The following is a 24,204-nucleotide window of genomic DNA, read 5'->3' as shown; positions in this document are numbered from 1 at the left end:
CCAGGAGTGCCCCATGTCCAATCCCATACTGTTGCCGGTGCTGGAATGGGCGCGTCGGCTGCGCTACCCCACCCTGTTCAAGATCACCGCCGCGCTGTTCGCCGTGACCCTGGTGATTCCGGACCCGCTGCCGTTCGTGGATGAAATCCTGTTCGGCCTGGGCACGCTGCTGCTGGCCAACTGGAAACGACGTGGCGACAAGACACCGCCGCCACTGCCGGCCAAGCGCCGCGCGTGAGGTTGATCGACAGCCACTGCCACCTGGATGCGGGCGAGTTCGATGCGGATCGCCCTGAAGTGATCGCGCGCGCCCGCGCGGCCGGAGTGCGGGCGCAGGTGGTGCCGGCGGTCACGGCCGCCAGTTGGCCCGGGCTGCGCGACGCCTGCCGGCTCGCCGACGGGCTGCACCCCGCCTACGGGCTGCACCCCATGTTCCTGGACCAGCACCGCCCCGAGCACCTGGAGGAGCTGCGGGCGTGGCTCGAACGCGAACGCCCCTGCGCGGTTGGGGAATGCGGGCTGGACTTCTTCGTGGAGGGTCTGGATGCGGACGCCCAGCTGCACTACTTCCTGGGCCAGCTGCGGCTGGCGCGCGACTTCGAGCTGCCGGTGATCGTGCATGCGCGCCGCGCGGTGGATGCGGTGATCGCGGCGCTCAAGCAGATCGGCGGGCTGCGCGGCGTGGTCCACAGCTTCTCCGGCAGCCCCGAGCAGGCACGGCAGCTGCACCAGCTGGGCTTCCTGATCGGGCTGGGCGGCCCGTTGACCTATGACCGCGCCCAGCGCCTGCACCGGCTGGTGGCCGGCATGCCCCTGGAGCAGCTGCTGCTGGAAACCGACGCGCCGGATCAGCCGGATGCGGGCATCCGCGGCCAGCGCAATGAGCCGGCGCGATTGCCGATGATCCTGGCGGCGGTGGCACGCCTGCGCGGGGAACCGGCCGAGGCGATTGCCGCGCAGACCACGGCCAATGCCGAGGCGTTGTTCGGCCTCTGAGTGGCGGGCGGGTCCGCCCGGGTCAAGCGTCCGCGGACGTGGCGGCCTTCTTTGGCTTCATCAACATCTCCAGCGCCTTGCCAACCGCCGCGAACGCGAACGCACCGGTGATATGCGTGGCCGCACCCAGCCCGGCGCCGCAGTCCAGCTTCAGCGCCGCATCCGCACCGAGGTTCGGGCGGATGCCACATACGCTGCCGTCAGCCTGCGGGTACTTCACGTTTTCCAGCGAGTACACCGCCGGCACGCCGAAGTAACGCGAGGCGTTCTTGGGGAAGTTGAAGTCGCTGCGCAGCTTCTTGCGGATCAGCGCCATCATCGCGTCGTGCTCGGTGCGCGAGACATCGCGGATCCGCACCAGGGTCGGATCGGTGCGGCCCCCGGCCGCGCCCACGGTCAGGATCGGCAGCTTGCGCCGACGGCACCAGGCAATGGTCTCGACCTTGACCCGGAAGCTGTCGCAGGCGTCGATCACCAGATCGAAATCGCGGTCCAGCAGCTCGACCATGTTGGTCACGGTCAGGAACGAGGCGATCGCATCGACGCTGATGTCCGGGTTGATCGCCCGGCAGCGCTCGGCCATCGCCTCGGCCTTGTTGCGGCCGTACTGCCCGGCCAGCGCCGGCAGCTGGCGGTTGGTGTTGGACACGCAGATGTCATCGGCATCTATCAGGGTCAGGTGCCCGACCGCCGTGCGCGCCAGCGCCTCGACCACCCACGAGCCGACGCCGCCCATGCCCACCACCGCCACCCGGCGGCTGGCGAGCAGATCCACGGTGCCTACCCCATACAACCGGTCGATGCCGGCAAATCGTTCGCGCAGTACGTCGTTCATGTGCTTATTTTAATGCGCCCAGGCCCGGCCGGGACGCGCCGTGGACAGGACGCGTCGTACCATCGCCGCAGCCACCCTCAAGGAAGCCCTCACCATGAACGACCCCGTGACCCCGCAGCGCCGCCCGTCCGCCGCGTACCGCTACCTGTTCGTCGGCCTGCTTGGCCTGGTGATCGGCCTGATCGCCACGGTGATGGTCTCGCGCGCGATCCAGGCCCGCCAGGACCCCTTCCCGGATTCGCTCATGCACGTGATGAACCGCCAGGTGGAGCTGCTGCAGGCGGCGCAGGCGCAGAACCGCTGCAGCCTGGCCGACACCGTGCCGCGCCTGCAGACCCTGCGCTCGCTGTCGAATGACCTGGACCTGGCCTTTCCCGGCCTGAAGGACAGCCAGGGCTTCCAAACGCACGCCAGCGCCCTGCGCGCCACCCTCAACGAGGCGCTGGCGGCACCGCCGAGCGACTGCCCGGGCATGGCCACGCTGGTCGAGAAGATCCAGACCGACTGCAAGGCCTGCCACCAGGATTTCCGCTGATTCATCTTCCAGCCACGCTGGCGGCCCGGGATTGGCACGCTGTTCACGCAGCACAGGACACGATCTGCTCCATGCGCACCAGACGCATTCGACCACCCCTCTGGCCAGGAGATACACCATGAAGATTCAACTGATTGCCGCCGCTGCCGTTGCCACCGTCGCCCTGGCTGGCTGTGCCACCACCTCGCCGGGTTACGGCAGCAGTGGTTACAACAACGGTTACGGCAATTCCGGCGGCAACTACAACACCAACCGCTGTGCCGACTGCGGCATCGTGACCCGCATCAACCAGGTCGCTTCGGGCCGCAGCGCGCCGAGCGCCACCGGTGCAGTCCTGGGTGGCATCGTCGGCGCGGTCGCCGGCCATGAAATCTCCGACCACACCGGTGGCAGCCGCGGCAACAAGAACATCGCGGCCGCCGCAGGCGCAGTCGGTGGCGCGCTGGCTGGCAACCAGATCCAGAAGAACGTCACCAGCGATACCTTCGACATCACCGTGCGCATGGACGATGGCCGTACCGTCGTCGTCAACCAGCGCGATCTGGGCGGTATCCGCGAGAACACCTACGTCCGCGTGGTCAACGGCAAGGTGATCCTGCGCTGATCAGCGCAACGTCACCCGCAAGCATGAAAAAGGGCCCGCGCAAGCGGGCCCTTTCGTGTGTCAACCAGGCAGGACCCGGTCTGCGCTCAGAGCGGCTTCACCTTGTCGGCCTGCAGGCCCTTCTGACCGGTGACCACTTCGAACTCGACCGCTTGACCTTCCTTCAGGCTCTTGAAGCCCTGGGATTCGATCGCGCGGAAGTGCACGAACACATCTTCGCCGCTCTCACGGCTGATGAATCCGAAACCCTTCGCGTCGTTGAACCACTTGACGGTGCCCTTCTCAGCCATCTCAGCTACTCCCTAACTGTCTTGTTGTTGGATACACCCGTACAGGCGGCTGACAGCAAGGGGGAAGCGAGGTGCAACGATGCAGCGGATCTGGAAGATCTACCATCATCAGGCCACGATCCACGGTGACCTTGCCAAGCTCAGCGTCTGCAACTTAACCCGAGCAAAACGAAAAAGCAACTGGCCAAAACCTTCGGATGTCAACCCCATTTCAGGAACCATACTGGACAGCATGGACCATTCATTCATCTTGTACCTGCTAGCCGTCGTTCTGGTGCTGGTCGGCATCGCCGGCGTCATCCTCCCCGCCCTGCCCGGCATTCCCCTGGTGTTCGCCGGATTGCTGCTGGCCGCGTGGGCGGACGATTTCGTCCATGTCGGCTGGTTGCCCCTGACGGTGCTTGGCCTGCTGACGCTGCTCTCCTTCGCGGTCGACATCCTGGCCACCGTGGTCGGGGCACAGCGGGTCGGGGCCAGCCGCAAGGCGCTGTGGGGCACCTTCCTGGGCAGCATCGTCGGGGTGTTCTTCATGCCGATCGGGCTGTTCGTGGGGCCGTTGGCCGGCGCCCTGCTGGGCGAGTACTGGCATACCCGCGAGCTCGGGCGTTCGACCAAAGTGGGCCTGGCGACGTGGCTGGGCATCCTGCTGGGATTCGCCTTGAAGCTCGCGCTGGTGATCGCGATGCTCGGGCTGTTCGCCTTCGCCTGGTTCTTCTGACGGCACCGCAGCAGTGCAGCTTCACGCCCTGAGCACACCACTGACCGGCATAAAACCGGTCAGATCGATGGATGTCGCGCGCTGGCGGGAAACCCGGACAGCGGCGACACTGTGCGGTTAGACCCATTCATCCTTGTCACGCGGCCTGCTCCCATGACCCTGCTCCATTCCCGTTCCGCCCTGTTCACCGCCCTGGCCCTGGCCTGCGCGGCGCTGCCTGCTGCTGCCCAGGAGGCCGCGCCCACCCCGGCCTCGCCGGAGGCCTGTGCCCTGGTGGACACTGACGCAGCGCGCCTGGCCTGCTACGACAAGCTGTTCGGGCGTACGCCCGAGGTCACCCTGGCCGCCGATGCCGCTGCCAGCGCCGCCAAGCAGGAGCGCCGGGAAGAACGTCAGGCCTCCCGCAGTGCCGACGCCGACGCGCCCGCGACGCAGCGGGTCAAGCAGCGCCTCGGCGAAGTGTTCAAGAACGACGGCCATGAAGACGCGCTGGCCAATGCCGGCAAGGGCTCGCTGCTCGACAGCCGTTGGGAGCTCGCGCAGGACTCCAAGCTCGGCGCCTTCCAGCTGCGCGCCTACAAGCCGGTCTACCTGCTGCCCGCGTTCTGGACCAGCGACAAGAACCAGATGCCGCAGTCGCCCAATCCGGTCAACACGGTCACCACCTCGCAGCAGCTGGACAGTGCGGAACTGAAGTTCCAGCTCAGCTTCAAGACCAAGATCGTGGAAAACCTGTTCGGCGACAACGGCGACATCTGGGCCGGCTATACGCAGAGCTCGCGCTGGCAGGCCTACAACGCCGACAACTCGCGCCCGTTCCGTGAGACCAACTACGAGCCGGAAGTGATGATGATGTTCCGCAACGGCTACTCGATCGGCGGCTGGCGCGGACGCATGAGCGGGATCAGCGTCAACCACATGTCCAACGGCCGCGCCGATCCCCTGTCGCGCAGCTGGAACCGGGTGATCGCCACCGTCGGCCTGGACCGCGAAAACTGGGCGCTGGTGCTGCGCCCGTGGTATCGCATCCCGGAAGACCGCAAGGACGACAACAACCCGGACATCTCCGATTACATGGGCCGCGGTGATGCCACCCTGACCTGGAACAAGAACGGTCACGAAGTCTCGCTGATGGCGCGTCACTCGCTGCGCGGCGGCGACCGCTCGCACGGCGCCCTGCAGCTCGATTACGGCTTCCCGATCAGCAACCTGCTGCGCGGCCACGTGCAGATCTTCGATGGCTACGGCGAGAGCATGATCGACTACAACCACAAGGCCACGTATGTCGGCCTGGGTGTGTCGCTGCTGGAGTGGTATTGATGGCGGTGACGATCTGGCACAACCCGCGCTGCAGCAATTCACGCGGGGCGCTGGAACTCCTGCGTGAGCACGGCATCGAGCCGGTGGTGATCGAGTATCTGAAGACGCCGCCGGACCGTCCGACGCTGGCTGCGTTGATCACGCGCATGGGTATCGCTCCGCGTGAATTGCTGCGCAGCAAGGAACCGGCCTATGGTTCGCTCGGGCTGGACGACGCCGCCCTGTCCGATGCGGCGCTGATCGAGGCGATGGTCGCCCACCCGGAATTGATCAACCGCCCGATCGTGGAGACCCCGCGCGGGGCACGCCTGTGCCGACCGCCGGAGACGGTGCTGGAGATCCTGCCGGCGTAAGGCCGCGCCTCAGCTGCCTCCGCAGCGGCTGGTACATCGGTTGTTATCCTCGCCACAGGTCAGCGCGGGCAGCCGGTTGCGGCAGTAGTCGCGGCTGGCCTGGCATGATTTACGCAGGTCCGGGTTGTCGATCTTGTCGCACTTCGCGTCGCGCTGGGTCGCCACCCCGGCGCCACAGCTGTCGCCGCTGCCAAATCCCGTCCGGCTGGTCATGCAACTGTCGTACTGGCGTTGGCACTGCTGCATGCACTGGTTGGCAGCGGTGACGTCGCGCAGACTGGGCGGGTTGGCGTGGAAATCGCCATCACTGCTGCAGGCGGAGAGCAGCAGGGTCAGCAGCAGCGCGGACAGCATCCTTGGCATCGTCGTACTCCGTGTCGAAAGCACCCGGTCATCGCCGCGTGCGTACATGCCCGGAATGTAGCATTCCTCGCGTGCCGGGCTAAGACCCGGGCGGCCAGCGCTGCCGCAACCGCCTCTTCCATTACGCCGGCTCCCGCACTCACACTACCCTTGCCCTTTCACCTGGATGCCAGCGGATGGCCCGACCAAGACGCTCGTTCTTCGCTTACGCCTCCGCCTTGCTGGGCCTGCTCAGCCTGATGGGCGTGGCCTGCTTCCACTTTCCGGATCTGCTGACCAGCCGCGAGTTCCGCGCGGTCTACAACGAACAGTTCGCGCGCCACCTGCTGCTGGTCGGGTTGGCCGCCGCCTTCATGCTGGGCACGATGGCGATCCTGCGCGACCGCAACAAGCGGATCGCCACGGTCGGCGTCGGCAGCGCGACCCTGGCAGTGCTGCTGGGGGGTACCAATGTCCAGTTCGATTCCATCGGGCAGACACCCTACTCGCTGGGTCTGGACTGGTTCGTGCTGTCGCTGTTCTTCTCGGCACTGGTGTTCGTGCCGCTGGAGCGCTACCTCGGCAAACACGTGCTCTCGCCGCTACGGCCAGGCTGGCGTACCGATGTCGGCTATTTCTTCATGAGCCACGTGCTCGTGCAGTTCATCCTGATCCTGGTCACCGCCTCGACCTCGACCATTGCCGGGCTGGCCGCGTTTCCTGCGCTCAAGACGCTGATCCAATCGATGCCGGTGTGGCTGCAGTTCCTGATCGCCGTATTCGTCGCGGACATGGCCCAGGCGCTGCTGCACCGCGCGTATCACAACACCCCATGGCTCTGGCGCTTCCACGCGGTGCACCACTCCAGCCGGCACATGGACTGGCTGGCCGGCTCGCGCATCCATTTCGTCGAAATCGTCATGACCCGCAGCTGCGTGCTGCTGCCACTGCTCATACTCGGATTCTCTACCCCGGCGATCAACGCCTACGTGATCCTGGTGGGTCTGCAGGCGGTGCTGGCCCATGCCAACCTGGGCATCCGTTTCGGGTGGCTCGAGTACCTGCTGGTGCTGCCGCGCTACCACCACTGGCATCACGCGCGGCAGCAGGAGTACGTCGACGTCAACTACGCCATCCACCTGCCGCTGGTGGACATGCTGATGGGCACCTTCAAACTGCCCCGCGATCAACGGCAATGGCCGCAGGAATACGGCGTCATGAAACTGGAGACCGTACCAAAGGGCCTGCTCAACCAGCATCTGATGCCGTTCCGTGCGCGTCGCACCTTCGACGAGTACGTCGACTGACGCCACTCAGCGCCAGTCGGTGATGCCCTCGCGACGGTAGACCTCGGCGAACGCCGGGCGGGCTTTCAGACGATCGGCGTAGGCCTTCAATGCCGGCCAGGTGTCACTGGGCGCGGGCATGTTGCGCGACCAGCGCATCAGCATCACCAGCATGAAATCGACCACGCTCAACGACTCGCCCAGCACATACGGGCCGCGCGTGGACAGGTGCCCGGCCAGATGCTGCCAGGCGCCTTCCAGCCGCTCGCGCGCCCGCTGGCGGGTCGCGTCCACATGCTCGGGGCCGGCCATTTCCTGCGGGTAGAACCACGCCCGATACGCCGGTTGCACGGTATTGGCGCACCAGAACATCCAGCGGTAGGCCTCGGCGCGGTCGGCGGTCCCCGGTGCTGGCAGCAGGCCCGCGTCCGGATGGCGGTCGGCCAGATGCAGCGCGATCGCTGCCGCTTCGGTCAACACCTGCCCCTCCAGCACCAGCGTCGGCACCAGGCCCGCGGGATTCAAGGCGAGATACGCTGCATCCTTGTGCTCGCGCTTGTCGAAATCCAGCAGCACCAGATCGTGCTCGATCTGCAGTTCCAGCAACAGCCAGTGCACGACCAGGGCGGCGGTACTTGGTGATCCATACAGCGTGGTGCGCATGCGCGGGGCCTAGTGAGGGAGGCGCACAGTATGCGCCCGCGCTCCGTGCCATCCCATGGGTACAGAGCACCGGCGGTGGGGACGCGTTCTGTCTCTGCCACTGCGCCGCGGACGCTCGCAGAATGCCTCCTCTGCCCCGCCGTGCGCCCAGGATCCTCCCATGCCCGATTCGTCCGCCCTGCTCGCCTTCGGTCTGATTTCGCTGGGCATGGTGCTGACGCCCGGGCCGAACATGCTCTATCTGATCTCGCGCTCGATCTGCCAGGGCCGCAGCGCCGGGCTGATCTCGCTGGGCGGTGTCGCGCTGGGTTTTCTGGTGTACCTGGCGTGCGCGGCACTGGGCATCACCGCGCTGCTGATGGCAGTGCCGCATGCCTACGACGTGCTGCGTCTCGCCGGGGCGGCGTATCTGCTGTACCTGGCCTGGCAGGCGCTGCGCCCCGGCGGACGCTCGCCATTCCAGCTGCGCACGCTGGACCACGACAGCCCGCGCAGATTGTTCGGCGTGGGCCTGTTCACCGCGCTGCTCAATCCGAAGATCGCCGTGATGTATCTCTCGCTGCTGCCGCAGTTCATCCAGCCCCACGGGCATGGCAGCGTGATGGTGCAATCGGTGGTGTTGGGGCTGGTGCAGATCGCGACCAGTGTCAGTGTCAACGCACTGATCGTACTGGCCGCCGGCAGTATCGCCACCTTCCTGGCCGGGCGCCCGCGCTGGCAGACGGTGCAGCGCGGCCTGATGGGCACGGTGCTCGGCGCGCTGGCGGTGCGCATGCTGGTGGACGCGCGCCGCTGAGGGGATGCGCGCCAGCCACGAAAAACGGCGCCCTGGGGCGCCGTTCTCGTTTCCAGCGTTGCCGAGACCGGAGGCCTCAGGCGACGACGACCGGAATCTTGCCGATGCGGGCCTGCCATTCGCGCGGGCCGGTCTGGTGCACGGACTCGCCGGTGGAATCCACCGCCACGGTTACCGGCATGTCCTGCACGGTGAACTCGTAGATCGCTTCCATGCCCAGGTCGGCGAAGCCCACCACCTTGGCGGCCTTGATCGCCTTGGAGACCAGGTACGCCGAGCCGCCGACCGCCATCAGATACGCCGACTTGTTGTCACGGATCGCCTCAATCGCCGCCGGGCCGCGCTCGGCCTTGCCGACCATGCCCAGCAGGCCGGTCTGTTCCAGCACCTGGCGGGTGAACTTGTCCATGCGGGTCGCGGTGGTCGGGCCGGCCGGGCCCACCACTTCGTCGCGCACCGGATCGACCGGGCCGACGTAGTAGATGAAGCGACCCTTGAGGTCGACCGGCAGCGGCTCGCCCTTGTCCAGCATTTCCACCATGCGCTTGTGCGCGGCGTCGCGGCCGGTCAGCAGCTTGCCGTTGAGCAGCAGCGTCTGGCCCGGCTTCCAGCTGGCGACGTCTTCCGGGGTGATCGTATCCAGATCGACGCGGGTGCCCTTGGAGGCGTCATAGGTGATCTGCGGCCAGTCTTCCAGCGACGGCGGATCCAGCATCACCGGGCCGCTGCCATCCAGGGTGAAGTGCGCATGGCGGGTGGCCGCGCAGTTCGGGATCATCGCCACCGGCAGGTTGGCGGCGTGGGTCGGGAAATCCTTGACCTTGATGTCCAGCACCGTGGTCAGGCCGCCCAGGCCCTGCGCGCCGATGCCCAGCGCGTTGACCTTGTCGAACAGCTCCAGGCGCAGCTCTTCGGCACGGTTGGAGGCGCCACGTGCCTTCAGCTCGTTGATGTCGATCGGCTCCATCAGCGACTCCTTGGCCAGCAGCATCGCCTTCTCTGCGGTGCCACCGATGCCGATCCCGAGCATGCCCGGCGGACACCAGCCGGCGCCCATGGTCGGCACGGTCTTCAGCACCCAGTCCACGATCGAGTCGGACGGGTTGAGCATGGCGAATTTGCTCTTGGCTTCCGAACCACCGCCCTTGGCCGCCACGATCACCTCGACGGTGTCGCCCGGCACGACCTTGACGTTGACCACGCCCGGGGTGTTGTCCCTGGTGTTGACGCGCTTGCCAGCCGGATCCGCCAGCACCGAGGCGCGCAGCTTGTTGTCCGGGTAGTTGTAGGCACGGCGCACGCCTTCGTTGGCCATGTCTTCCACGCCCATCGTGGCGTCGTCCCAGCGCACGTTCATGCCGATTTCCAGGAACACGGTGACGATGCCGGTGTCCTGGCAGATCGGCCGGTGGCCTTCGGCACACATGCGCGAGTTGATCAGGATCTGCGCCATCGCTTCCTTCGCGGCCGGCGACTCTTCGCGCTCGTAGGCAGCGTTGAGGCTCTTGATGTAATCGACCGGGTGGTAGTACGAAATGTACTGCAGCGCGTCGGCGATGGACTGGATGAGGTCTTCCTGCTTGATCGATGTCACGACTTGCTCGCTTGCTGGAGGCTGGCGGGGGTTGAACCGCCGATTTTAACAAGGACCGCCCGGCGGCGTTGAGAATCGCTCGCGGCCGCGGCTTTTGGTGCACAGTGGCCGCCCAGCCTTGTCACAGCGGCCCGCCCTGCCGCGTCCTCCCGGCATGACCCCGACCGATACCTTCCAGACCCACCGCCCCCGCCTGTTCGCCCTGGCCTACCGCCTGCTGGGCAGCCGCAGCGACGCCGAGGACATCGTCCAGGACGCCTGGCTGCGCTGGCAGGGCACCGACATCGCCGCGATCCGTGATCCGGAGGGCTGGCTGGTCACCGCGACCACCCGGCTCGGTTTGGACCGGCTGCGCGCGATGCGCAGCGCGCGCCTGGAGTACGTCGGGCCCTGGCTGCCCGAACCGCTGGAGATCGCCCTGGATCCGGACCCGCTGCAGGACCCGGCCCAGCGGCATGCGCTGGCCGACGAGGTCTCGGTGGCCTTCCTGGCGCTGCTGGAGCAGCTCAAGCCGGACGAGCGTGCCGCCTTCCTGCTCAAGGACGTGTTCGACTACGACTACCCGGATATCGCGCCCCTGCTGGAGCACTCGCCCGCCAACTGCCGGCAGCTGGTGCACCGGGCGCGCCAGCGGCTGCAGACCGGCGCCCCGCGCTTCACTGTCTCGCCCGCGCAGCACCGCGACCTGCTGGCACGCTTCATGGACGCCTCGCAGCAGGGTGATCTGGCCGCGATCCGCTCGCTGCTCGATGCCAATGCCGAGATGATCTCCGACGGCGGTGGCCGCGTGACCGCGGCGATCCGTCCCCTGCTGGGGGCCGAGCGCATCGCCCAGCTGTACTGGGCGATCGCGCGCCGCAACGGGCAGCATCCGGCCCGGCTCGGCCAGGTCAACGGCGAGCCGGCGATCCTGCGTTTCGCCGGCGACCAGCTGCACTCGGTCACGATGATCACGGTCGATGCGGGGCGCATCGTGCGCGTGCTCAGCGTGCTCAATCCGGAAAAACTCACGGCCCTTGTCACAGCGCGCGACGCTGGCGCGTCCTCCTGATGAAGACGGCCGCTGCGGCCGTCATGGAGTCCGTCATGTCTGCTTCCCCCCGTGTTCCCTACACCCGCCTCGCCGCCGAAGCCTTCAAGGGCCTGCTGGCCACCAGCAAGGCCGTGCACGACAGCTCGATCGATCCGGTGCTGATGGAACTGGTGTTCCTGCGTGTCTCGCAGATCAATGGCTGCGGTTACTGCATGGACATGCACGGCACCACCCTGCGCAAGGGCGGGATCGAACCACGCAAGCTGGATACGCTGCCGGCCTGGCACGAAAGCCGCTTCTTCGATGCGCGCGAGCGCGCCGCGCTGGGCTGGGCCGAAGCGCTGACCCGGTTGAGCAGTGCGGCCCCCTCCGACGCCGCCTACGAGGCGCTGGCGCCACACTTCGACGAGAAAGGCATCAGCGACCTGAGCATGGGCATCGCGGTGATCAATGCCTGGAACCGCCTCGGCGCCGGGCTGCTGCCGCCGCTGCCGTAAGGGTCGGGTCGTGCCGGCCGCTGGCCGGCTCCAAGAGATCTTCGTGCTTTACCGGGTAGTGCCGGCCGCTGGCCGGCTCCGCACGATGCTGGATGCGACCTGGAGCCGGCCAGCGGCCGGCACTACCGGGCCTTCTCGATCCAGCGTTCGATGCCGCGGCGGTCGCGCGCCTGCAGCAGCTTGGGCGCCATCGCCTGCAGCACGGACAGGTCGCTGTCGCGCACCGCGCGGCGCACTTCCAGCAGCGTGCCCGGGTGCAGGCTGAATTCCGTCAGGCCCAGCGCCAGCAGCAGGCGCGTCATCATCGGGTCGCCCGCGATTTCGCCGCAGACCGCTACCGGGATGTCGTAGGCCTGGCCGGTGCGCAGGATATGCGCCAGCAGTCGCACCACCGCCGGGTGCAGCGGCGAATACAGCTCGCCCACGGCTTCGTTGTTGCGGTCGGCGGCGAGCAGGTACTGGACCAGATCGTTGGTACCGATCGAGAGGAAGTCGACCAGGTCGATGAAGCTCTCCAGCGCGATCGCCGCGGCCGGGACTTCGATCATCGCGCCGAACGGGATGTGCTCGGCGACCTCGTGGCCCTCGGCGCGCAACAGCTCGGCCTGCTTGTGCAGGCGCCGGCGCACGGCGAGGATTTCCTCGCGGGTGCTGACCATCGGGATCAGGATGCGCAGCTTGCCGTAGGCCGACGCACGCAGGATCGCGCGCAGCTGGGTGTCGGCCACTTTCGGCCGGGCCAGCGACAGGCGCACGCCGCGCAGGCCCAGCGCGGGATTTTCTTCATTGCTCAGGGTCAGCCCGGTGCGGTCGGCCTTGTCCGCGCCCAGGTCCAGGGTGCGGATGGTGACCGGCCGCCCGCTCATGCCGAGCGCGGCATCGCGGTAGGTCTCGAACTGTTCCTGCTCGTCCGGCAGCTCGTTGCGCTGCAGGAACAGGAATTCGGTGCGGTACAGGCCCAGCCCGTGTGCGCCCAGCGCATGCGCCTGGGTGACGTCCTCGCTGGATTCGGCATTGGCCAGCAGGGCGATGTCGACGTTGTCGCGGGTGCGGCTCGGCTTGGTGCGCAGGCGGCCGAGCTCGCGCTGTTCGCGCGCGTGTTCGCGCAGCCGCACGCGGTAATCGCGCAGGTCCGGTGCCTGCGGGTTGATGGTGACCGTGCCGTCGCTGCCGTCCATGATCAGCACGTCGCCGTCGGCGACCTTCTGCAGCACGTTGGGGACGTTGACGATCAAGGGCAGGTGCAAGCTGCGCGCCAGGATCGCGCTGTGCGACAGCGCGCTGCCGCCGGCGGTGACGATGCCGACCACGCCGTGGGCCTGCAGCTGGGCCAGCTCGGAGGGCGCGATGTTGTCGCAGATCAGGATCTCGCCGGCCATGCCTTTGACGTCCGGCGGGCGCTTCTGCAGGAAGGCATGGATGCGCCCGATCACATGGTCCAGGTCGTCCATGCGGCTCTTCAGGTAGGCATCGTCCATGCCATCGAAGACCTTGGCCAGCCGATCGCGCTGCACGCGCAGGGCGTAGCCGGCGCTGTACGGGCCATTGCGGATCAGCTCGTCCAGCCCGAACAGCAGCTCCGGGTCATCGAGCAGCAGGGCATGCAGGTCGAGGAACTCGCCGACCTCCTGGTTGAGCGCGCCATGCAGGCGCTGCCGCAGATCGTGCATTTCGCCGCGTGCCGCTTCCACGGCCACATGCAGGCGCGCCAGTTCGGCGTCGATCCTGGACGGCGGAATGCGCTGCTCGGCGACTTCCAGGGCGTGCGGCAGGCGCACCCGGGCACGGCCCAGGGCGTTGCCGCGCGAGGCACCGTGGCCGGACAACAGCATCGCCCCGGACGCGGTCCGGGCCGGTGCGGAAGATCCCGATCGCGGCTGCCCCCCCATGCTCAGTTGTCCTCGTCGAAACGCCGTTCGAACAGGGACACCACCGCGTCCATCGCGGCGGCTTCGTCTTCGCCGTCGATGCGCACGGTGACCGGGGTGCCCTGGCCGGCGGCCAGCAGCATGACGCCCATGATGCTCTTGGCATTGATCTCACGGCCTTTGGCGGCCATGGTCACGTTGCAGCGGAACGGCGCCAGCTCCTGCACCAGCTTGGCAGTGGCGCGGGCATGCAGGCCCAGGCGGTTGGATACGGTGAGTTCACGTTCAAGCATCGTCGACAATCGCTCCATTGCGAGTGCCCGCCGCGGCTGTGGCAGGCAGTTGATCCAGTCCCTGTTCCGGATAATTCATCACCCGCATCAACATCGGCAGGCTCAGCGCCGAAACCCGGCGTGCCGGGGTGCCCAGACGCGCCAGTTGCCCGGCCAGATTGCTGGGGCTGGCGCCGTACAGGTCGGTCAGGATCAGCACGCCCTGTCCACTGTCCACCCGGCGCAAAGCGGCCGAGGCGAGCGGGAGCAGGACGTCCATATCTGCGTCGAACGGTACTTCGAAAGCTTCGGTCTTCAGCGGCAGGTGCCGCAGCAGCCGTGTCGCCACGTCCAGCAGGGCCGTGCCGACACCGGGATGAGTTACGAGGAGAATGCCACAGGTCATTCCCGAACGTTAACAGGTCAACATGAATTGGCGATAGCACGCGTGAAAGACTGCTGTGTTCCGCGGTTCAGCGTGCCGATGGCCTGTCCCGGGTCGGGACAGGGCAGGGCGGTCCGGAAGCGACGGATTCAGTCCAGTTCCCGGTGGAAGGTGGCCACTTCGGGCCAGCCCTGGTCGCGGGCATGGCGGGCCATGCGCTCGGCCATGTAGACCGAGCGGTGCTTGCCGCCGGTGCAGCCGAAGGCGACGGTGACATAGCTGCGGGTGTCATTGCCCAGCCGCGGCAGCCAGGTATCCAGGAAATCGACGAGCTGGGCGGCGTAGCGCTGTACATCGGGCTGTTCGTCCAGATGCTCGCGCACGCCGGCATCGCGGCCGGACAGCGGGCGCAGCTCCGGGTCCCAGTGCGGATTGGGCAGTACGCGCACGTCGAACACGAAGTCGGCTTCGGCCGGGACGCCGCGCTTGTAGGCGAACGATTCGAACAGCAGCGACAGTTTGTTGCCGTGGGCGAGCGCGAATTCGGTCACGACCTTGCGGCGCAGCTGGTGCACGTTGAGGCTGGTGGTATCGATCACCGCATCGGCGGCGCGGCGCAGCGGCGCGGTCAGTTCGCGTTCGCGGGCGATCGCTTCGGGCAGCGACAGGCCGAGCTGGCTCAGCGGATGGCGGCGACGGGTATCGGCGTAGCGCTTGAGCAGGCTTTCATCGGTGGCATCGAAGAACAGCAGCTGCGCATCCAGGCCGGCGGCCTTGGCGTCTTCCCGCCAGTGCGAGAGCTGGGTCAGGTCGCTCTGCGCGCGTACGTCGATGCCGACCGCGAGCCGTCGCGGGGCTTCGCGGCCCGGATCGCCGAGCAGGCTGCGCACGAAATCCGGCAGCAGGTCGATCGGCAGGTTGTCCGAGCAGTAGTAGTCGAGGTCTTCGAAGGTCTTCAGCGCGACCGTCTTGCCGGAACCGGACAGGCCACTGACGATGATCAGGGTGGCGGCGGTCGGGGCGGAGGCGGGGGCGGGGGTGTTCATGGCGTGCGGCGTTCCAACATGTTGCTGTGGCGGGCGATGAACATCGCGGCCGGGTCGATGCCCTTGGTCCGCAGGATGTGCAGGCGCGTGGCGGCTTCGGTCAGCACGGCCAGGTTGCGGCCGGGCATCACCGGCAGGGTGATCAGCGGTACGTCCAGGTCCAGCACGTGGCGGGTACCCGAGTCGCCGGTCAGGCGTTCATAGCCGTAGGGGGTGGGCTCGGTCATCGGCTTGGTCAGGTGGACGATCAGCCGAAGGTATTTGTTCTTCTTTACAGCCGTGTCACCGAACATCTCGCGCACGTTGAGCACGCCCAGGCCACGGACTTCCAGCAGGTCCTGCAGCAGCTCCGGGCAGGTGCCGTCGAGCACGTCCGGGGCGATCTGGGTGAACTCGGGGGCATCGTCGGCGACCAGCCGGTGGCCGCGGCTGAGCAGTTCCAGCGCCAGCTCGCTCTTGCCCGAGCCCGCTTCGCCGGTGATCAGCACGCCGATCGAGTAGATCTCCATGAACACGCCATGCAGGATTACCCGCGGCGCGAGCGTGCGCGCCAGGTGGTAGGACAGGTGGTTGAGCAGCTCATGACCGCGCTTGGGCGAGATCCACAGTGGCGTCTGCGATTCGTCCGCGGCCGCGCGCAGGTCTTCCGGGCAGGACTGGTTGCGGGTGATCACCAGCGCCAGCGGATGCGACTGCATGATCCGCTCAATGGTCTCCCAGCGCTGGCGCGAGTCCAGCGAGTCCAGCCAGGACAGCTCTTCGGTGCCCAGGATCTGCACTTTGTTCGGGTAGATCGCGTTGAGGTAACCGGCCAGCGAGGGGCGGCGCGAGACCTTGTTGCCGGCTTCCAGCTCACGGCGCTCGCCTTTCTGCCCCGCGATCCAGCGCAGGGCGAGACGGTCGCGCTGCTGTTCGAACAGTTCGCGCGCGGTGATGCTGGTATTCATGCGGCACTCGCCGGCGGGGGAAATTCGATGACCCGACGCAGTTCGTCGCCGTCGCGCGCTTCGCGCAGCGCCTGGCGGATGGCCGGCTCGGAGAACAGCTCGGCCAGCTCGGACAGCAGCATCAGGTGTTGATGGGTGTAATGCGCCGGAACGGCAATCGCGAAGACCAGGTCCACCGGCTCATCGCCGCCGAACTCGACCGGCGACTCCAGCCGCAGCAGCGCGCCGCGGGGGCGTTCGAGCAGGGGCGCACGGCCGTGCGGGATGGCGATGCCATGGCCGATGGCGGTGCTGCCCAGCGTCTCGCGCTGGCACAGGTTCTGGTACAGCAGCTCGGCGTTGGCTTCGCGGCAGGCCAGCAGACGGGCTGCGGCCTTCAGCACGCTGTCGCGATCGGCGGCCGGCAGCACTTGCGTGCGGACGGCCGCCAGAAGATCAGTCAGAGGCATGTCGGGGTGGAAACGAGGGCATCAGCCCTCATTGTCGCCCACCGGCAGCGGTTGCGGTGCGTGCTGCTGCTTTTTCTCTTTGTGCTTGATGACCAGGCGGTCGAGCTTGTCGGCCAGGATGTCGATCGCGGCGTACATGGTGGGGCCGCTGGCGTCCGCGTGCAGAGTCTGCCCGGGAACATTCACACTCGCATCGGCATGGTGCTCCGGCTTGCGGATCGACAGTTGCACGCGAACCTCGCAGTGCTGGTCGAAGTGCTTCCTCAGCCGTTCCAGCTTGGTCTCCACGTACTCGTTCAGAGCCGGGGTGATCTCAAGGTGGTCCTTGCCAAACGTCTCGATGTGCATCGGGTTTCTCCTTTGTTCGGATGTGCCAATGAACCTTCCCGCCGGGCGCGGTGGAGCGTCAGACGATTCTTACCCTTTCGTGCGAGGCGGAAATGTTCATGGCTTCACGATACTTCGCCACGGTGCGTCGCGCCACCGGTATTCCCGAGGTCTTGAGCAGGTCAGCCAGCTTGGCGTCAGAAAGCGGCTTGCGCGGGTTCTCGTCATCGATCAGGCGGCGCAGCATCGCCTGGATGGCGGTACTGGAGGCTTCGCCACCGCTGTCGGTATCGATGCCCGAGGCGAAGAACCCGCGCAGCGGCAGGGTCCCGCGCGGCGTGCGCACGTACTTGCGGGCGATCGCCCGGGAAATGGTCGATTCGTGCAGGCCGAGCTCGCCGGCCACTTCACGCAGGGTCAGCGGGCGCAGCGCCTGTTCGCCGAACTCCAGGAAGGCGGCCTGCTGGTCGAGCAGGCAGCGCATGACCCGCAGCAGGGTCTCGCCGCGGGCCTCCAGGCCCTTGAGCAGCCAGCGCGCCTCCTGCAGGTGGGCGCGCATGTAACCGGCGTCGGCCTCCCCGCAGCGGCGGATCATCTGTTCATAGCCCCGGTGGATGACCACCCGGGGCCCGGCATGGCCGGCCAGGGCCGCGCGCCAGACGCCGTTCTGGCGCCAGACCACGCAGTCCGGCACCACGTAGCTGTCGTGGGAGAGCTCGCCGATCTGGGTGCCCGGGCGCGGGTCCAGCGAGCGCAGCAGCTGCACGGCGACCTCGACCTCGGCCACCGGCTCGCGCAGTTCGTGGGCGATGCCCGCCACGCCGCTGCGCGGCAGGCGCTCCAGCGGCCCATCGGCGATCCGCCGGGCCAGGGCCAGCCCGGGGGTGTCGGCGGGCAGCACCAGCAGCTGCAGGTCCAGGCATTCACCCAGCGAGCGCGCACCGACCCCGACCGGGTCGAAACGCTGGATCTGGTGCAGCACGGTCAGGATCTCGGCCTCGTCGGCCTGGATGCCCGGGCGCAGGGTCTCGGCGATGGCCGCCAGCGGCTCGCGCAGGTAGCCGTCGTCTTCGAAGGCATCGATCAGGGCCGCGCCGATGCTGCGGTCCCGGGCCGAGAGGTGGGACAGGTGCAGCTGCCAGAGCAGGTGGTCGGCCAGCGATTCGGTCTCGGCCACGCGCTCGGCGGCGCTGCCGTTGTCGTCATCGTCGAACGAGCCGCCGCTGCTGCCGCTGGTCCAGTCGCCTTCGCCGGGCGACCAGTCATCGCTGGCCGAGACCTGGTGCTCGCCATCGGCGTGGGTATCGCTGGGAGCGGGCGGGGGTGTGTCCTCGCCGGGGCCGGCCTCAAGCGCCGGTTCAGCGTTCTCGGCCCAGTCCAGCAGCGGGTTGGTCTCCACCGCCTCGTTGATTTCCAGCTCCAGCTCGGCGCTGGACATCTGCAACAGCTTGATGGCCTGACGCAGCTGCGGCGTCATGACCAGGTGTTGCCCCATCGATGTCTGCAGCCGTGCTTTCATGCCTGTGCCGAACGGAAGGAAGGCGTTGCGGCGGCCGCTGGATCAGAGCTTGAAGGTGTCCCCAAGGTAGACGCGGCGGACGTCGGCGTTGGCCAGGATCTCGTCCGGCGCGCCCTGTGCCAGCACGCTGCCCTCGTTGAGGATATACGCGCGGTCGCAGATTCCCAAGGTCTCGCGGACATTGTGGTCGGTGATCAGCACCCCGATCCCGCGCTGCTTGAGGTGGGTAACGATGCGCTGGATTTCACCGACCGAGATCGGGTCGACGCCGGCGAACGGTTCATCGAGCAGGATCAGGCGCGGCTTGGCCGCCAGCGCGCGGGCGATTTCACAGCGGCGGCGCTCACCACCGGACAGGCTCGCGCCCAGCTGGTCGGCCACGTGGTTGATCTGCAGCTCGTCCAGCAGGCTGGCCAGTTCCTTTTCGCGGCCGGCCTTGTCCAGGTCCTCGCGCAGTTCAAGCACCAGGCGCAGGTTGTCGGCCACGGTCAGCTTGCGGAACACCGAGGGTTCCTGCGGCAGGTAGCCCACGCCCTGCTTGGCGCGGGTGTACATCGGGTCGCTGGTGATGTCCTTGCCGTCCAGCACGATGCTGCCGGCGTCGGTCTCGACCAGGCCGACGATCATGTAGAAGCAGGTGGTCTTGCCGGCACCGTTGGGGCCGAGCAGGCCGACCACTTCACCGGCCTCCAGGGTCAGCCCGAAATCCTTGACGACTTCACGCTGCTTGTAGCGCTTGCGCAGGCCTTTGGCGACGAGCATTACTTCTTGCTCCCGGGGGTCGGTACGGTGGTCTTGGCGGCCGGCGTGGCCGGCGCCGCGGTCTTGTTCTTGGGCTGGATCACGGTGCGCACGCGGGTGCCGTCGCCACCGCTGTTCATCTCGCCGGTGCGGGTGTTGTACGTCATCTTCTGGCCGGCATTGGTGCCGCGCGCGCTCTTGACCTGGTAGTTGCCGGTCATGGTCAGCACTTCGGCCTTGATGTCGTAATCGATGCGGTCGGCGCTGGCGTCCATCCAGCTGCCGTCATCGAGCTGCTGCTTGAGCTTGGCCTGCTTGCCGGTGAACACGGCGCGCACCGCTTCGCCGTCCTTCATGTAGATCTCGGCATCGGCGCTGCGCAGATCGAGCGTGCCCTGGGTGACCACCACGCCCTGGGACAGCGTGGTCTTGCCATCGCCCACCAGCGTGCCCGACTGGGTGCCGGCATCGATGGTCATCGGTTCATTGCGGTCGGTGGACTTCGCGCTGGCCGCGAACGCGGGGGCGAGAAGACTGATCGCGCATGCGGCTGCAAATAGGATCTTCATTGAATGGGTCTGTCCTGCCAGAGTAGGGGTCGTGACCAGCGGTAAGCCTGGCCGGTGAATCGGGGTTCCTGTGCAGCCGGCGCCGGTCGGTGGACGTCGCCGGGGCTGCCGTGGCTCAGCGCTGGGGCGTGTAACGGCCCTTGGCCTGGCTCAGGAAATGGTAGGTCTTGGTTTTGGAATCCAGCTCGAAACCAACGCCGGACTGGCTCATGCCCGGGCGGGTCATGGTGACCAGGGCATCGGTCTTGGCGCGGCTTTCGTTCGGGAACACATCCAGGTGATCGGTGCGGAAGGTGGTGGGCGGCACGCTGGCGATCTTCGGGCTGTCGCCGCTGACGTTGCCGACCAGCTTCAGCTGATCGCCCTTCGCGCTGACCCAGCCGGTATCACTGCGCAGTTCCCAGTGATTGCCGTCCTGATCGGGCAGCAGGAACAGGGGCGTGGTGATGTTCATCGTCTCATCGCTGCGCGCACGTTCCAGCAGCGGGGCGCGCAGGGTGGTGGATTCCTTGCCCTGTTCGTCCAGCGCCACGATCTGGAAATCATGCAGCACGTAATCCTTGGTGGCGTCGTCCCCCACCTCGGCCGTGCCTTTGTCGCGATCATGCAGCGCCAGCCAGCCGGTGAAGGCGGCAGCCACCAGCAGACCGATGCCGAGAGCGCTACGCATGTTCATGCGCCGAACCTCGCCAGCACCGCATCCACATGGCCCTGCGCGGCCAGCAGCACATCGCAGAGCTCGCGCGCCGCGCCCTGGCCGCCGTCGCTGCGGGTCTGCCAGTGCACGCGTTCGGCGATCCACGGGTGGGCGTTGGCCGGGGCGACCGCCAGGCCGACCGCGCACAGCGGCGCCAGGTCGGGCAGGTCATCGCCCATGAAGGCCACCTGGTCCAGGCCGATGCCGTGCTGCCCGCACAGCGCCTTGACGCTGGCCAGCTTGTCGCCGACCGCGATCTGGGTATCGATGCCCAGGTCCGCGCCGCGCCGGAGCGCGGACTGGCTGTTGCGCGCGGTGATCAGCACCGGGTGGATACCATGCTGCTGCAGTAGTTTCAGGCCGAGTCCGTCCTGCACGTAATACGCCTTGCTCTCGTTGCCGTCCTTGTCGTAGTAGAGCCGACCGTCGGTGAGCGTGCCGTCCACGTCGAAGCAGGCCAGCCGGATACGGCCGGCGGCGGCATGCAGGTGGGACGGAAAACCGGGCAACGGGGAGTAAGGCATCGTCTGGGGGGAGCTCAGCTGAATGGAGGAAGACAACTGTGGTTTAAACCACCCGGGCCCGCAACAGGTCATGAATGTTGAGCGCGCCGACCAGGTGGCCCTCGGCATCGACCACCAGCAGGCCGGTGATCTTGTGGGCTTCCATCAGCTGCGCCGCCTCGGCCGCCAGCTGATCGGCGCCGATCGTGCGCGGGCCACGGGTCATCACATCGGCGATCCGCGCGCTGCGCACGTCCAGGTCGGTATCCAGCGCGCGGCGCAGGTCGCCATCGGTGAACAGGCCGATCAGACGGTTGTCCGCATCCACCACGGCGGTCATGCCCAGGCGCTTGCGGCTCATTTCCACCAGGGCCTCGCTGAGGCTGGCATCGACGCCGACCCGCGGCAGCTCATCGCCGCTGTGCATGACGTCGGTGATGTGCAGCAGCAGGCGGCGGCCCAGGCTGCCGGCCGGGTGCGAGCGGGCGAAATCGTCGGCGGTGAAGCCGCGGGCATCCAGCAGGGCCACGGCCAGCGCATCGCCCATGGCCAGCGAGGCGGTGGTGCTGGAGGTCGGGGCCAGGGCCAGCGGGCAGGCCTCGGCCGGCACGCTGACATCCAGATGAACGTCGGCCGCGCTGGCCAGGCTGGACTGCGGCCGGCCGGTCATCGCGATCAGGCGGTTGCCCTGGCGCTTGAGCACCGGCAGCAGCATCAGCAGCTCGTCGGACTCGCCCGAGTAGGACAGCGCCAGCACCACGTCGGCGCTGGTGATCATGCCCAGGTCGCCATGCCCGGCTTCACCCGGATGCACGTAGAAGGCCGGGGTCCCGGTCGAGGCCAGCGTGGCGGCGATCTTGCGCGCCACATGGCCGGACTTGCCCATCCCGGTGGCGACCACGCGGCCCTTGCTCTGCAGCATCAGCTGGCAGGCCTGGCTGAACGCTTCGCCCAGCCGGTCGGCGACCGCGCCCAGCGCATCGCGCTCGATCTCGAACACGCGGCGGCCGCTGGCGACCAGTGCCGCCGCGTCGGCCGGATGGGGGAGTTGGGGCGAGACAGCCATGCGAGCGCCACGTGGAAGAGTAGAATGAGCGCTCATTTTATTAGGAAAGCCCGTTGGACGCCGAGACCATCCGCAATCTGATCGAAACCGGCCTGCCTGGCGCCCGCGCGGACGTGCAGGGTGACGACGGCGTGCACTTCGAGGCCACCGTGGTCTGCGACGCCTTTGCCGGCAAAATGCCGCTGGCGCGCCACCGCATGGTCTACGCGACTCTGGGCGATCTGATGGGCGGGGCGATCCACGCGCTGGCGCTGAAGACCGTCACCCCGGCCGAAGCCGGCTAGTCAGCCGAGTGATGGTTGGCTATACCTCACCGATTCAATCAGCCGACCAACGGTCGGCTCTACCTCATTCCAAGTAGATTCCATGGCCAAGATCGTAGTGACCGGCGGCAAGCCGCTGCACGGTGAAGTGAACATTTCCGGCGCCAAGAACGCTGTCCTCCCCATCCTGTGCGCGACCCTGCTGGCCGATGCGCCGGTGGAGATCACCAACGTGCCGCACCTGCACGACGTGGTCACCACCGTGAAGCTGCTCGGCGAGCTGGGTGCCAAGGTCACCATCGACCAGGGCACCCTGTCGCGCGGCAGTGCGATCGTGGTCGACCCGCGTTCGGTGGACCAGCACGTGGCGCCCTACGAGCTGGTCAAGACCATGCGCGCCTCGATCCTGGTGCTGGGCCCGCTGCTGGCCCGCTTCGGCGCGGCCGAAGTGTCGCTGCCGGGCGGCTGCGCGATCGGCTCGCGTCCGGTTGACCAGCACATCAAGGGCCTGCAAGCCCTGGGGGCGGAAATCACCGTCGAGAACGGCTTCATCAAGGCCCAGGCCAAGCGCCTGAAGGGTGCGCACTTCACCTTCGACATGGTCAGTGTCACCGGCACCGAGAACGTGCTGATGGCCGCCGTGCTGGCCGAAGGCACCACCGTGCTGGACAACGCGGCGATGGAACCGGAAGTCACCGACCTGGCGCACTGCCTGATCGCGCTCGGCGCGAAGATCGAAGGCCTCGGCACCGCCCGCCTGGTGATCGAAGGCGTGGAGAAGCTCTCCGGCGGCCGTCATGAAGTGCTCCCCGACCGCATCGAAACCGGCACCTTCCTGGTGGCCGCGGCGATGACCGGTGGCAAGGTCACGGTCAACCGCGCGCGCCCGAACACCATGGATGCGGTGCTGGCCAAGCTGGTCGAGGCCGGTGCGAAGATCGAGACCACCGAAGACAGCATCACCCTGGACATGGAAGGCAAACGCCCGCGCGCGGTCAATCTGACCACCGCGCCGTACCCGGCGTTCCCGACCGACATGCAGGCGCAGTTCATGGCGCTCAACTGCGTGGCCGACGGTGTGGGCGTGATCAACGAGACGATCTTCGAGAACCGTTTCATGCACGTCAACGAACTGCTGCGCCTGGGCGCGGACATCCAGGTCGAAGGGCATACCGCGATCGTGCGCGGTGCCGAGCAGCTCAGCGGCGCGCCGGTGATGGCGACCGATCTGCGCGCCTCGGCCTCGCTGATCCTGGCGGGCCTGATGGCCGAGGGGGATACCACCATCGACCGCATCTACCACCTCGACCGCGGCTACGAGAACATCGAAGAGAAACTGTCTTCGCTGGGCGCCACCATCCGGCGTGTCGCGGCATGATCCTGCGCGGCCGGTTCACCCGCCGCCGCAAGGCGCTGCTGGTCCTGGTGCTGATCGTGCTGGCATGGCTGGGTTATGCCTGGTACGCCGGCATCGCGATCACCCAGGGCATCCAACAGGAAGACATGGACTGGAACGCGGACGGCACGGTCAGCCGTACCGAGGTGTTCCAGTCGTTCTATGCGGTCGGCGTGGAGAAGAAGGTCGACGGCAACCGCCACTGCAGCACCTACTACTGGCGCGACACGCGCCAGCAGATCCGGGTCGACTGCAGGACGGTGTTCGGCGAAGCCAAGCCGGAATGAAAAAACG

33 protein-coding genes are annotated in these 24,204 nt (G+C 67.4%); 14 read left to right on the top strand and 19 right to left on the bottom strand.

Annotated features, from left to right (window positions below):
* The first annotated feature begins 13 nt into the window (after nucleotides 1-13).
* Nucleotides 14-238, top strand: a complete 225-nt coding sequence (locus ABE473_RS12690; protein WP_319212071.1) for a DUF6116 family protein — start codon at nucleotides 14-16, stop codon at nucleotides 236-238.
* Nucleotides 235-996 carry a TatD family hydrolase gene (locus tag ABE473_RS12685; RefSeq protein ID WP_346489717.1) on the top strand — a complete coding sequence of 254 codons (762 nt, stop codon included), beginning with the start codon at nucleotides 235-237 and terminating at the stop codon, nucleotides 994-996. Before ABE473_RS12690 ends, ABE473_RS12685 begins: the two co-directional genes overlap by 4 nt.
* 22 nt (nucleotides 997-1,018) lie before the next feature.
* On the opposite strand, the gene ABE473_RS12680 is transcribed toward ABE473_RS12685, so the two are convergent.
* Complete coding sequence (locus ABE473_RS12680; protein ID WP_346489716.1) at nucleotides 1,019-1,831, bottom strand: tRNA threonylcarbamoyladenosine dehydratase; 813 nt, start codon at nucleotides 1,829-1,831, stop codon at nucleotides 1,019-1,021.
* A 94-nt stretch (nucleotides 1,832-1,925) separates the two neighbouring features.
* Here ABE473_RS12680 and ABE473_RS12675 point away from each other — a divergent pair, with 94 nt between their 5' ends.
* Together ABE473_RS12675 and ABE473_RS12670 are read left to right on the top strand one after the other, a co-directional pair.
* Entirely contained in the window at nucleotides 1,926-2,366 is a 441-nt protein-coding gene (locus ABE473_RS12675; protein ID WP_346489715.1) for a hypothetical protein, read from the top strand.
* Between the two features lie 118 nt (nucleotides 2,367-2,484).
* On the top strand, nucleotides 2,485-2,970 hold the full coding sequence (locus ABE473_RS12670; protein WP_019185918.1) for a glycine zipper 2TM domain-containing protein: 486 nt from the start codon (nucleotides 2,485-2,487) through the stop codon (nucleotides 2,968-2,970).
* An 86-nt stretch (nucleotides 2,971-3,056) separates the two neighbouring features.
* On the opposite strand, the gene ABE473_RS12665 is transcribed toward ABE473_RS12670, so the two are convergent.
* Both ABE473_RS12665 and ABE473_RS12660 read right to left on the bottom strand, forming a co-directional pair.
* A complete protein-coding gene (locus ABE473_RS12665; RefSeq protein WP_019185917.1) occupies nucleotides 3,057-3,260 on the bottom strand; it encodes a cold-shock protein in 204 nt (67 codons plus the stop codon).
* A 108-nt stretch (nucleotides 3,261-3,368) separates the two neighbouring features.
* A complete protein-coding gene (locus ABE473_RS12660) occupies nucleotides 3,369-3,509 on the bottom strand; it encodes a hypothetical protein (protein WP_176989157.1) in 141 nt (46 codons plus the stop codon).
* Between ABE473_RS12660 and ABE473_RS12655 the strand changes: the two genes are divergently transcribed.
* From ABE473_RS12655 to arsC, 3 genes are all read left to right on the top strand, one after another.
* Nucleotides 3,493-3,978 carry a DUF456 domain-containing protein gene (locus ABE473_RS12655; RefSeq protein WP_179459580.1) on the top strand — a complete coding sequence of 162 codons (486 nt, stop codon included), beginning with the start codon at nucleotides 3,493-3,495 and terminating at the stop codon, nucleotides 3,976-3,978. The two genes, ABE473_RS12660 and ABE473_RS12655, sit on opposite strands and share 17 nt — an antisense overlap.
* A gap of 153 nt (nucleotides 3,979-4,131) precedes the next feature.
* Entirely contained in the window at nucleotides 4,132-5,298 is a 1,167-nt protein-coding gene (locus ABE473_RS12650; RefSeq protein ID WP_346489714.1) for a phospholipase A, read from the top strand.
* Nucleotides 5,298-5,651, top strand: coding sequence for an arsenate reductase (glutaredoxin) (arsC, locus tag ABE473_RS12645; protein WP_346489713.1), 354 nt, complete (start codon nucleotides 5,298-5,300; stop codon nucleotides 5,649-5,651). Before ABE473_RS12650 ends, arsC begins: the two co-directional genes overlap by 1 nt.
* 9 nt (nucleotides 5,652-5,660) lie before the next feature.
* Here the strand turns inward: arsC and ABE473_RS12640 are convergent, their stop codons facing one another.
* Nucleotides 5,661-6,005, bottom strand: coding sequence for a hypothetical protein (locus tag ABE473_RS12640; RefSeq protein ID WP_346489712.1), 345 nt, complete (start codon nucleotides 6,003-6,005; stop codon nucleotides 5,661-5,663).
* A gap of 185 nt (nucleotides 6,006-6,190) precedes the next feature.
* Here ABE473_RS12640 and ABE473_RS12635 point away from each other — a divergent pair, with 185 nt between their 5' ends.
* A complete protein-coding gene (locus ABE473_RS12635; RefSeq protein ID WP_346478212.1) occupies nucleotides 6,191-7,300 on the top strand; it encodes a sterol desaturase family protein in 1,110 nt (369 codons plus the stop codon).
* 6 nt (nucleotides 7,301-7,306) lie between these two features.
* Here the strand turns inward: ABE473_RS12635 and ABE473_RS12630 are convergent, their stop codons facing one another.
* Complete coding sequence (locus ABE473_RS12630) at nucleotides 7,307-7,942, bottom strand: glutathione S-transferase family protein (protein WP_346489711.1); 636 nt, start codon at nucleotides 7,940-7,942, stop codon at nucleotides 7,307-7,309.
* A gap of 160 nt (nucleotides 7,943-8,102) precedes the next feature.
* Between ABE473_RS12630 and ABE473_RS12625 the strand changes: the two genes are divergently transcribed.
* Complete coding sequence (locus ABE473_RS12625) at nucleotides 8,103-8,738, top strand: LysE family translocator (RefSeq protein ID WP_346489710.1); 636 nt, start codon at nucleotides 8,103-8,105, stop codon at nucleotides 8,736-8,738.
* A gap of 76 nt (nucleotides 8,739-8,814) precedes the next feature.
* On the opposite strand, the gene ABE473_RS12620 is transcribed toward ABE473_RS12625, so the two are convergent.
* Nucleotides 8,815-10,332, bottom strand: coding sequence for a fumarate hydratase (locus tag ABE473_RS12620; protein WP_346478209.1), 1,518 nt, complete (start codon nucleotides 10,330-10,332; stop codon nucleotides 8,815-8,817).
* Between the two features lie 154 nt (nucleotides 10,333-10,486).
* Here ABE473_RS12620 and ABE473_RS12615 point away from each other — a divergent pair, with 154 nt between their 5' ends.
* Both ABE473_RS12615 and ABE473_RS12610 read left to right on the top strand, forming a co-directional pair.
* Nucleotides 10,487-11,383 (top strand): RNA polymerase sigma-70 factor, encoded by an 897-nt coding sequence (locus ABE473_RS12615; protein WP_346489709.1) that lies wholly within the window; start codon nucleotides 10,487-10,489, stop codon nucleotides 11,381-11,383.
* 35 nt (nucleotides 11,384-11,418) lie between these two features.
* Nucleotides 11,419-11,862, top strand: a complete 444-nt coding sequence (locus tag ABE473_RS12610; RefSeq protein WP_346478207.1) for a carboxymuconolactone decarboxylase family protein — start codon at nucleotides 11,419-11,421, stop codon at nucleotides 11,860-11,862.
* Between the two features lie 122 nt (nucleotides 11,863-11,984).
* Here the strand turns inward: ABE473_RS12610 and ptsP are convergent, their stop codons facing one another.
* The 13 genes from ptsP to ABE473_RS12545 all read right to left on the bottom strand — a co-directional run bounded on the left by ptsP (nucleotide 11,985) and on the right by ABE473_RS12545 (nucleotide 22,251).
* A complete protein-coding gene (gene ptsP, locus ABE473_RS12605) occupies nucleotides 11,985-13,694 on the bottom strand; it encodes a phosphoenolpyruvate--protein phosphotransferase (RefSeq protein WP_346489708.1) in 1,710 nt (569 codons plus the stop codon).
* 59 nt (nucleotides 13,695-13,753) lie between these two features.
* Entirely contained in the window at nucleotides 13,754-14,023 is a 270-nt protein-coding gene (locus ABE473_RS12600) for an HPr family phosphocarrier protein (protein ID WP_179460942.1), read from the bottom strand.
* Nucleotides 14,016-14,408 carry a PTS sugar transporter subunit IIA gene (locus ABE473_RS12595; RefSeq protein WP_019185401.1) on the bottom strand — a complete coding sequence of 131 codons (393 nt, stop codon included), beginning with the start codon at nucleotides 14,406-14,408 and terminating at the stop codon, nucleotides 14,016-14,018. The genes ABE473_RS12600 and ABE473_RS12595 overlap by 8 nt, the downstream gene beginning before the upstream one ends.
* A 128-nt stretch (nucleotides 14,409-14,536) precedes the next feature.
* The gene (rapZ, locus tag ABE473_RS12590) at nucleotides 14,537-15,433 is read right to left on the bottom strand and encodes an RNase adapter RapZ (protein WP_346489707.1); all 897 of its coding nucleotides are present in this window, start codon (nucleotides 15,431-15,433) and stop codon (nucleotides 14,537-14,539) included.
* A complete protein-coding gene (hprK, locus tag ABE473_RS12585; protein ID WP_176990842.1) occupies nucleotides 15,430-16,380 on the bottom strand; it encodes an HPr(Ser) kinase/phosphatase in 951 nt (316 codons plus the stop codon). Before hprK ends, rapZ begins: the two co-directional genes overlap by 4 nt.
* Nucleotides 16,377-16,829 carry a PTS sugar transporter subunit IIA gene (locus tag ABE473_RS12580; protein ID WP_121043141.1) on the bottom strand — a complete coding sequence of 151 codons (453 nt, stop codon included), beginning with the start codon at nucleotides 16,827-16,829 and terminating at the stop codon, nucleotides 16,377-16,379. The genes hprK and ABE473_RS12580 overlap by 4 nt, the downstream gene beginning before the upstream one ends.
* A 21-nt stretch (nucleotides 16,830-16,850) precedes the next feature.
* Nucleotides 16,851-17,177 (bottom strand): ribosome-associated translation inhibitor RaiA, encoded by a 327-nt coding sequence (gene raiA / locus ABE473_RS12575; RefSeq protein ID WP_046274055.1) that lies wholly within the window; start codon nucleotides 17,175-17,177, stop codon nucleotides 16,851-16,853.
* Between the two features lie 58 nt (nucleotides 17,178-17,235).
* Nucleotides 17,236-18,675 (bottom strand): RNA polymerase factor sigma-54, encoded by a 1,440-nt coding sequence (locus ABE473_RS12570; RefSeq protein ID WP_346489706.1) that lies wholly within the window; start codon nucleotides 18,673-18,675, stop codon nucleotides 17,236-17,238.
* A gap of 42 nt (nucleotides 18,676-18,717) precedes the next feature.
* Entirely contained in the window at nucleotides 18,718-19,437 is a 720-nt protein-coding gene (gene lptB / locus ABE473_RS12565; RefSeq protein WP_019185407.1) for an LPS export ABC transporter ATP-binding protein, read from the bottom strand.
* Complete coding sequence (gene lptA / locus ABE473_RS12560) at nucleotides 19,437-19,985, bottom strand: lipopolysaccharide transport periplasmic protein LptA (protein WP_179460945.1); 549 nt, start codon at nucleotides 19,983-19,985, stop codon at nucleotides 19,437-19,439. The genes lptB and lptA overlap by 1 nt, the downstream gene beginning before the upstream one ends.
* A 115-nt stretch (nucleotides 19,986-20,100) precedes the next feature.
* Nucleotides 20,101-20,661, bottom strand: coding sequence for an LPS export ABC transporter periplasmic protein LptC (gene lptC, locus ABE473_RS12555; protein WP_346489705.1), 561 nt, complete (start codon nucleotides 20,659-20,661; stop codon nucleotides 20,101-20,103).
* Complete coding sequence (locus ABE473_RS12550; protein ID WP_176990837.1) at nucleotides 20,658-21,206, bottom strand: HAD hydrolase family protein; 549 nt, start codon at nucleotides 21,204-21,206, stop codon at nucleotides 20,658-20,660. Before ABE473_RS12550 ends, lptC begins: the two co-directional genes overlap by 4 nt.
* Before the next feature lie 43 nt (nucleotides 21,207-21,249).
* Nucleotides 21,250-22,251, bottom strand: coding sequence for a KpsF/GutQ family sugar-phosphate isomerase (locus ABE473_RS12545; protein ID WP_346479505.1), 1,002 nt, complete (start codon nucleotides 22,249-22,251; stop codon nucleotides 21,250-21,252).
* A gap of 53 nt (nucleotides 22,252-22,304) precedes the next feature.
* On the opposite strand from ABE473_RS12545, the gene ABE473_RS12540 reads away from it, so the two are divergent.
* The 3 genes from ABE473_RS12540 to ABE473_RS12530 all read left to right on the top strand — a co-directional run bounded on the left by ABE473_RS12540 (nucleotide 22,305) and on the right by ABE473_RS12530 (nucleotide 24,197).
* On the top strand, nucleotides 22,305-22,535 hold the full coding sequence (locus ABE473_RS12540; RefSeq protein ID WP_088432818.1) for a BolA family protein: 231 nt from the start codon (nucleotides 22,305-22,307) through the stop codon (nucleotides 22,533-22,535).
* 82 nt (nucleotides 22,536-22,617) lie between these two features.
* Nucleotides 22,618-23,892: a UDP-N-acetylglucosamine 1-carboxyvinyltransferase gene (gene murA, locus ABE473_RS12535; RefSeq protein WP_179460949.1), complete on the top strand. Its 1,275-nt coding sequence runs from the start codon at nucleotides 22,618-22,620 to the stop codon at nucleotides 23,890-23,892.
* Nucleotides 23,889-24,197, top strand: a complete 309-nt coding sequence (locus ABE473_RS12530) for an EF-hand domain-containing protein (protein WP_176990833.1) — start codon at nucleotides 23,889-23,891, stop codon at nucleotides 24,195-24,197. Before murA ends, ABE473_RS12530 begins: the two co-directional genes overlap by 4 nt.
* Nucleotides 24,198-24,204: the final 7 nt, after the last annotated feature.

It is taken from the genome of Stenotrophomonas sp. TWI700 (assembly GCF_039673645.1).
In the GTDB taxonomy this organism is placed as follows: Bacteria; Pseudomonadota; Gammaproteobacteria; order Xanthomonadales; family Xanthomonadaceae; genus Stenotrophomonas; species Stenotrophomonas maltophilia_AA.
This window is presented reverse-complemented; position numbering and strand designations above follow the sequence as displayed.

Excerpts from the sequence above, each read along its gene's own strand:
- ABE473_RS12690 (WP_319212071.1), top strand. The coding sequence starts at position 14 with ATGTCCAATCCCATACTGTTGCCGGTGCTGGAATGGGCGCGTCGGCTG.
- ABE473_RS12680 (WP_346489716.1), bottom strand. The coding sequence starts at position 1,831 with ATGAACGACGTACTGCGCGAACGATTTGCCGGCATCGACCGGTTGTAT.
- ABE473_RS12675 (WP_346489715.1), top strand. The coding sequence starts at position 1,926 with ATGAACGACCCCGTGACCCCGCAGCGCCGCCCGTCCGCCGCGTACCGC.
- ABE473_RS12670 (WP_019185918.1), top strand. The coding sequence starts at position 2,485 with ATGAAGATTCAACTGATTGCCGCCGCTGCCGTTGCCACCGTCGCCCTG.
- ABE473_RS12665 (WP_019185917.1), bottom strand. The coding sequence starts at position 3,260 with ATGGCTGAGAAGGGCACCGTCAAGTGGTTCAACGACGCGAAGGGTTTC.
- ABE473_RS12655 (WP_179459580.1), top strand. The coding sequence starts at position 3,493 with ATGGACCATTCATTCATCTTGTACCTGCTAGCCGTCGTTCTGGTGCTG.
- ABE473_RS12660 (WP_176989157.1), bottom strand. The coding sequence starts at position 3,509 with ATGAATGAATGGTCCATGCTGTCCAGTATGGTTCCTGAAATGGGGTTG.
- ABE473_RS12650 (WP_346489714.1), top strand. The coding sequence starts at position 4,132 with ATGACCCTGCTCCATTCCCGTTCCGCCCTGTTCACCGCCCTGGCCCTG.
- arsC (WP_346489713.1), top strand. The coding sequence starts at position 5,298 with ATGGCGGTGACGATCTGGCACAACCCGCGCTGCAGCAATTCACGCGGG.
- ABE473_RS12640 (WP_346489712.1), bottom strand. The coding sequence starts at position 6,005 with ATGCTGTCCGCGCTGCTGCTGACCCTGCTGCTCTCCGCCTGCAGCAGT.
- ABE473_RS12635 (WP_346478212.1), top strand. The coding sequence starts at position 6,191 with ATGGCCCGACCAAGACGCTCGTTCTTCGCTTACGCCTCCGCCTTGCTG.
- ABE473_RS12630 (WP_346489711.1), bottom strand. The coding sequence starts at position 7,942 with ATGCGCACCACGCTGTATGGATCACCAAGTACCGCCGCCCTGGTCGTG.
- ABE473_RS12625 (WP_346489710.1), top strand. The coding sequence starts at position 8,103 with ATGCCCGATTCGTCCGCCCTGCTCGCCTTCGGTCTGATTTCGCTGGGC.
- ABE473_RS12615 (WP_346489709.1), top strand. The coding sequence starts at position 10,487 with ATGACCCCGACCGATACCTTCCAGACCCACCGCCCCCGCCTGTTCGCC.
- ABE473_RS12610 (WP_346478207.1), top strand. The coding sequence starts at position 11,419 with ATGTCTGCTTCCCCCCGTGTTCCCTACACCCGCCTCGCCGCCGAAGCC.
- ptsP (WP_346489708.1), bottom strand. The coding sequence starts at position 13,694 with ATGCTGTTGTCCGGCCACGGTGCCTCGCGCGGCAACGCCCTGGGCCGT.
- ABE473_RS12600 (WP_179460942.1), bottom strand. The coding sequence starts at position 14,023 with ATGCTTGAACGTGAACTCACCGTATCCAACCGCCTGGGCCTGCATGCC.
- ABE473_RS12595 (WP_019185401.1), bottom strand. The coding sequence starts at position 14,408 with ATGACCTGTGGCATTCTCCTCGTAACTCATCCCGGTGTCGGCACGGCC.
- rapZ (WP_346489707.1), bottom strand. The coding sequence starts at position 15,433 with ATGAACACCCCCGCCCCCGCCTCCGCCCCGACCGCCGCCACCCTGATC.
- hprK (WP_176990842.1), bottom strand. The coding sequence starts at position 16,380 with ATGAATACCAGCATCACCGCGCGCGAACTGTTCGAACAGCAGCGCGAC.
- ABE473_RS12580 (WP_121043141.1), bottom strand. The coding sequence starts at position 16,829 with ATGCCTCTGACTGATCTTCTGGCGGCCGTCCGCACGCAAGTGCTGCCG.
- raiA (WP_046274055.1), bottom strand. The coding sequence starts at position 17,177 with ATGCACATCGAGACGTTTGGCAAGGACCACCTTGAGATCACCCCGGCT.
- ABE473_RS12570 (WP_346489706.1), bottom strand. The coding sequence starts at position 18,675 with ATGAAAGCACGGCTGCAGACATCGATGGGGCAACACCTGGTCATGACG.
- lptB (WP_019185407.1), bottom strand. The coding sequence starts at position 19,437 with ATGCTCGTCGCCAAAGGCCTGCGCAAGCGCTACAAGCAGCGTGAAGTC.
- lptA (WP_179460945.1), bottom strand. The coding sequence starts at position 19,985 with ATGAAGATCCTATTTGCAGCCGCATGCGCGATCAGTCTTCTCGCCCCC.
- lptC (WP_346489705.1), bottom strand. The coding sequence starts at position 20,661 with ATGAACATGCGTAGCGCTCTCGGCATCGGTCTGCTGGTGGCTGCCGCC.
- ABE473_RS12550 (WP_176990837.1), bottom strand. The coding sequence starts at position 21,206 with ATGCCTTACTCCCCGTTGCCCGGTTTTCCGTCCCACCTGCATGCCGCC.
- ABE473_RS12545 (WP_346479505.1), bottom strand. The coding sequence starts at position 22,251 with ATGGCTGTCTCGCCCCAACTCCCCCATCCGGCCGACGCGGCGGCACTG.
- murA (WP_179460949.1), top strand. The coding sequence starts at position 22,618 with ATGGCCAAGATCGTAGTGACCGGCGGCAAGCCGCTGCACGGTGAAGTG.
- ABE473_RS12530 (WP_176990833.1), top strand. The coding sequence starts at position 23,889 with ATGATCCTGCGCGGCCGGTTCACCCGCCGCCGCAAGGCGCTGCTGGTC.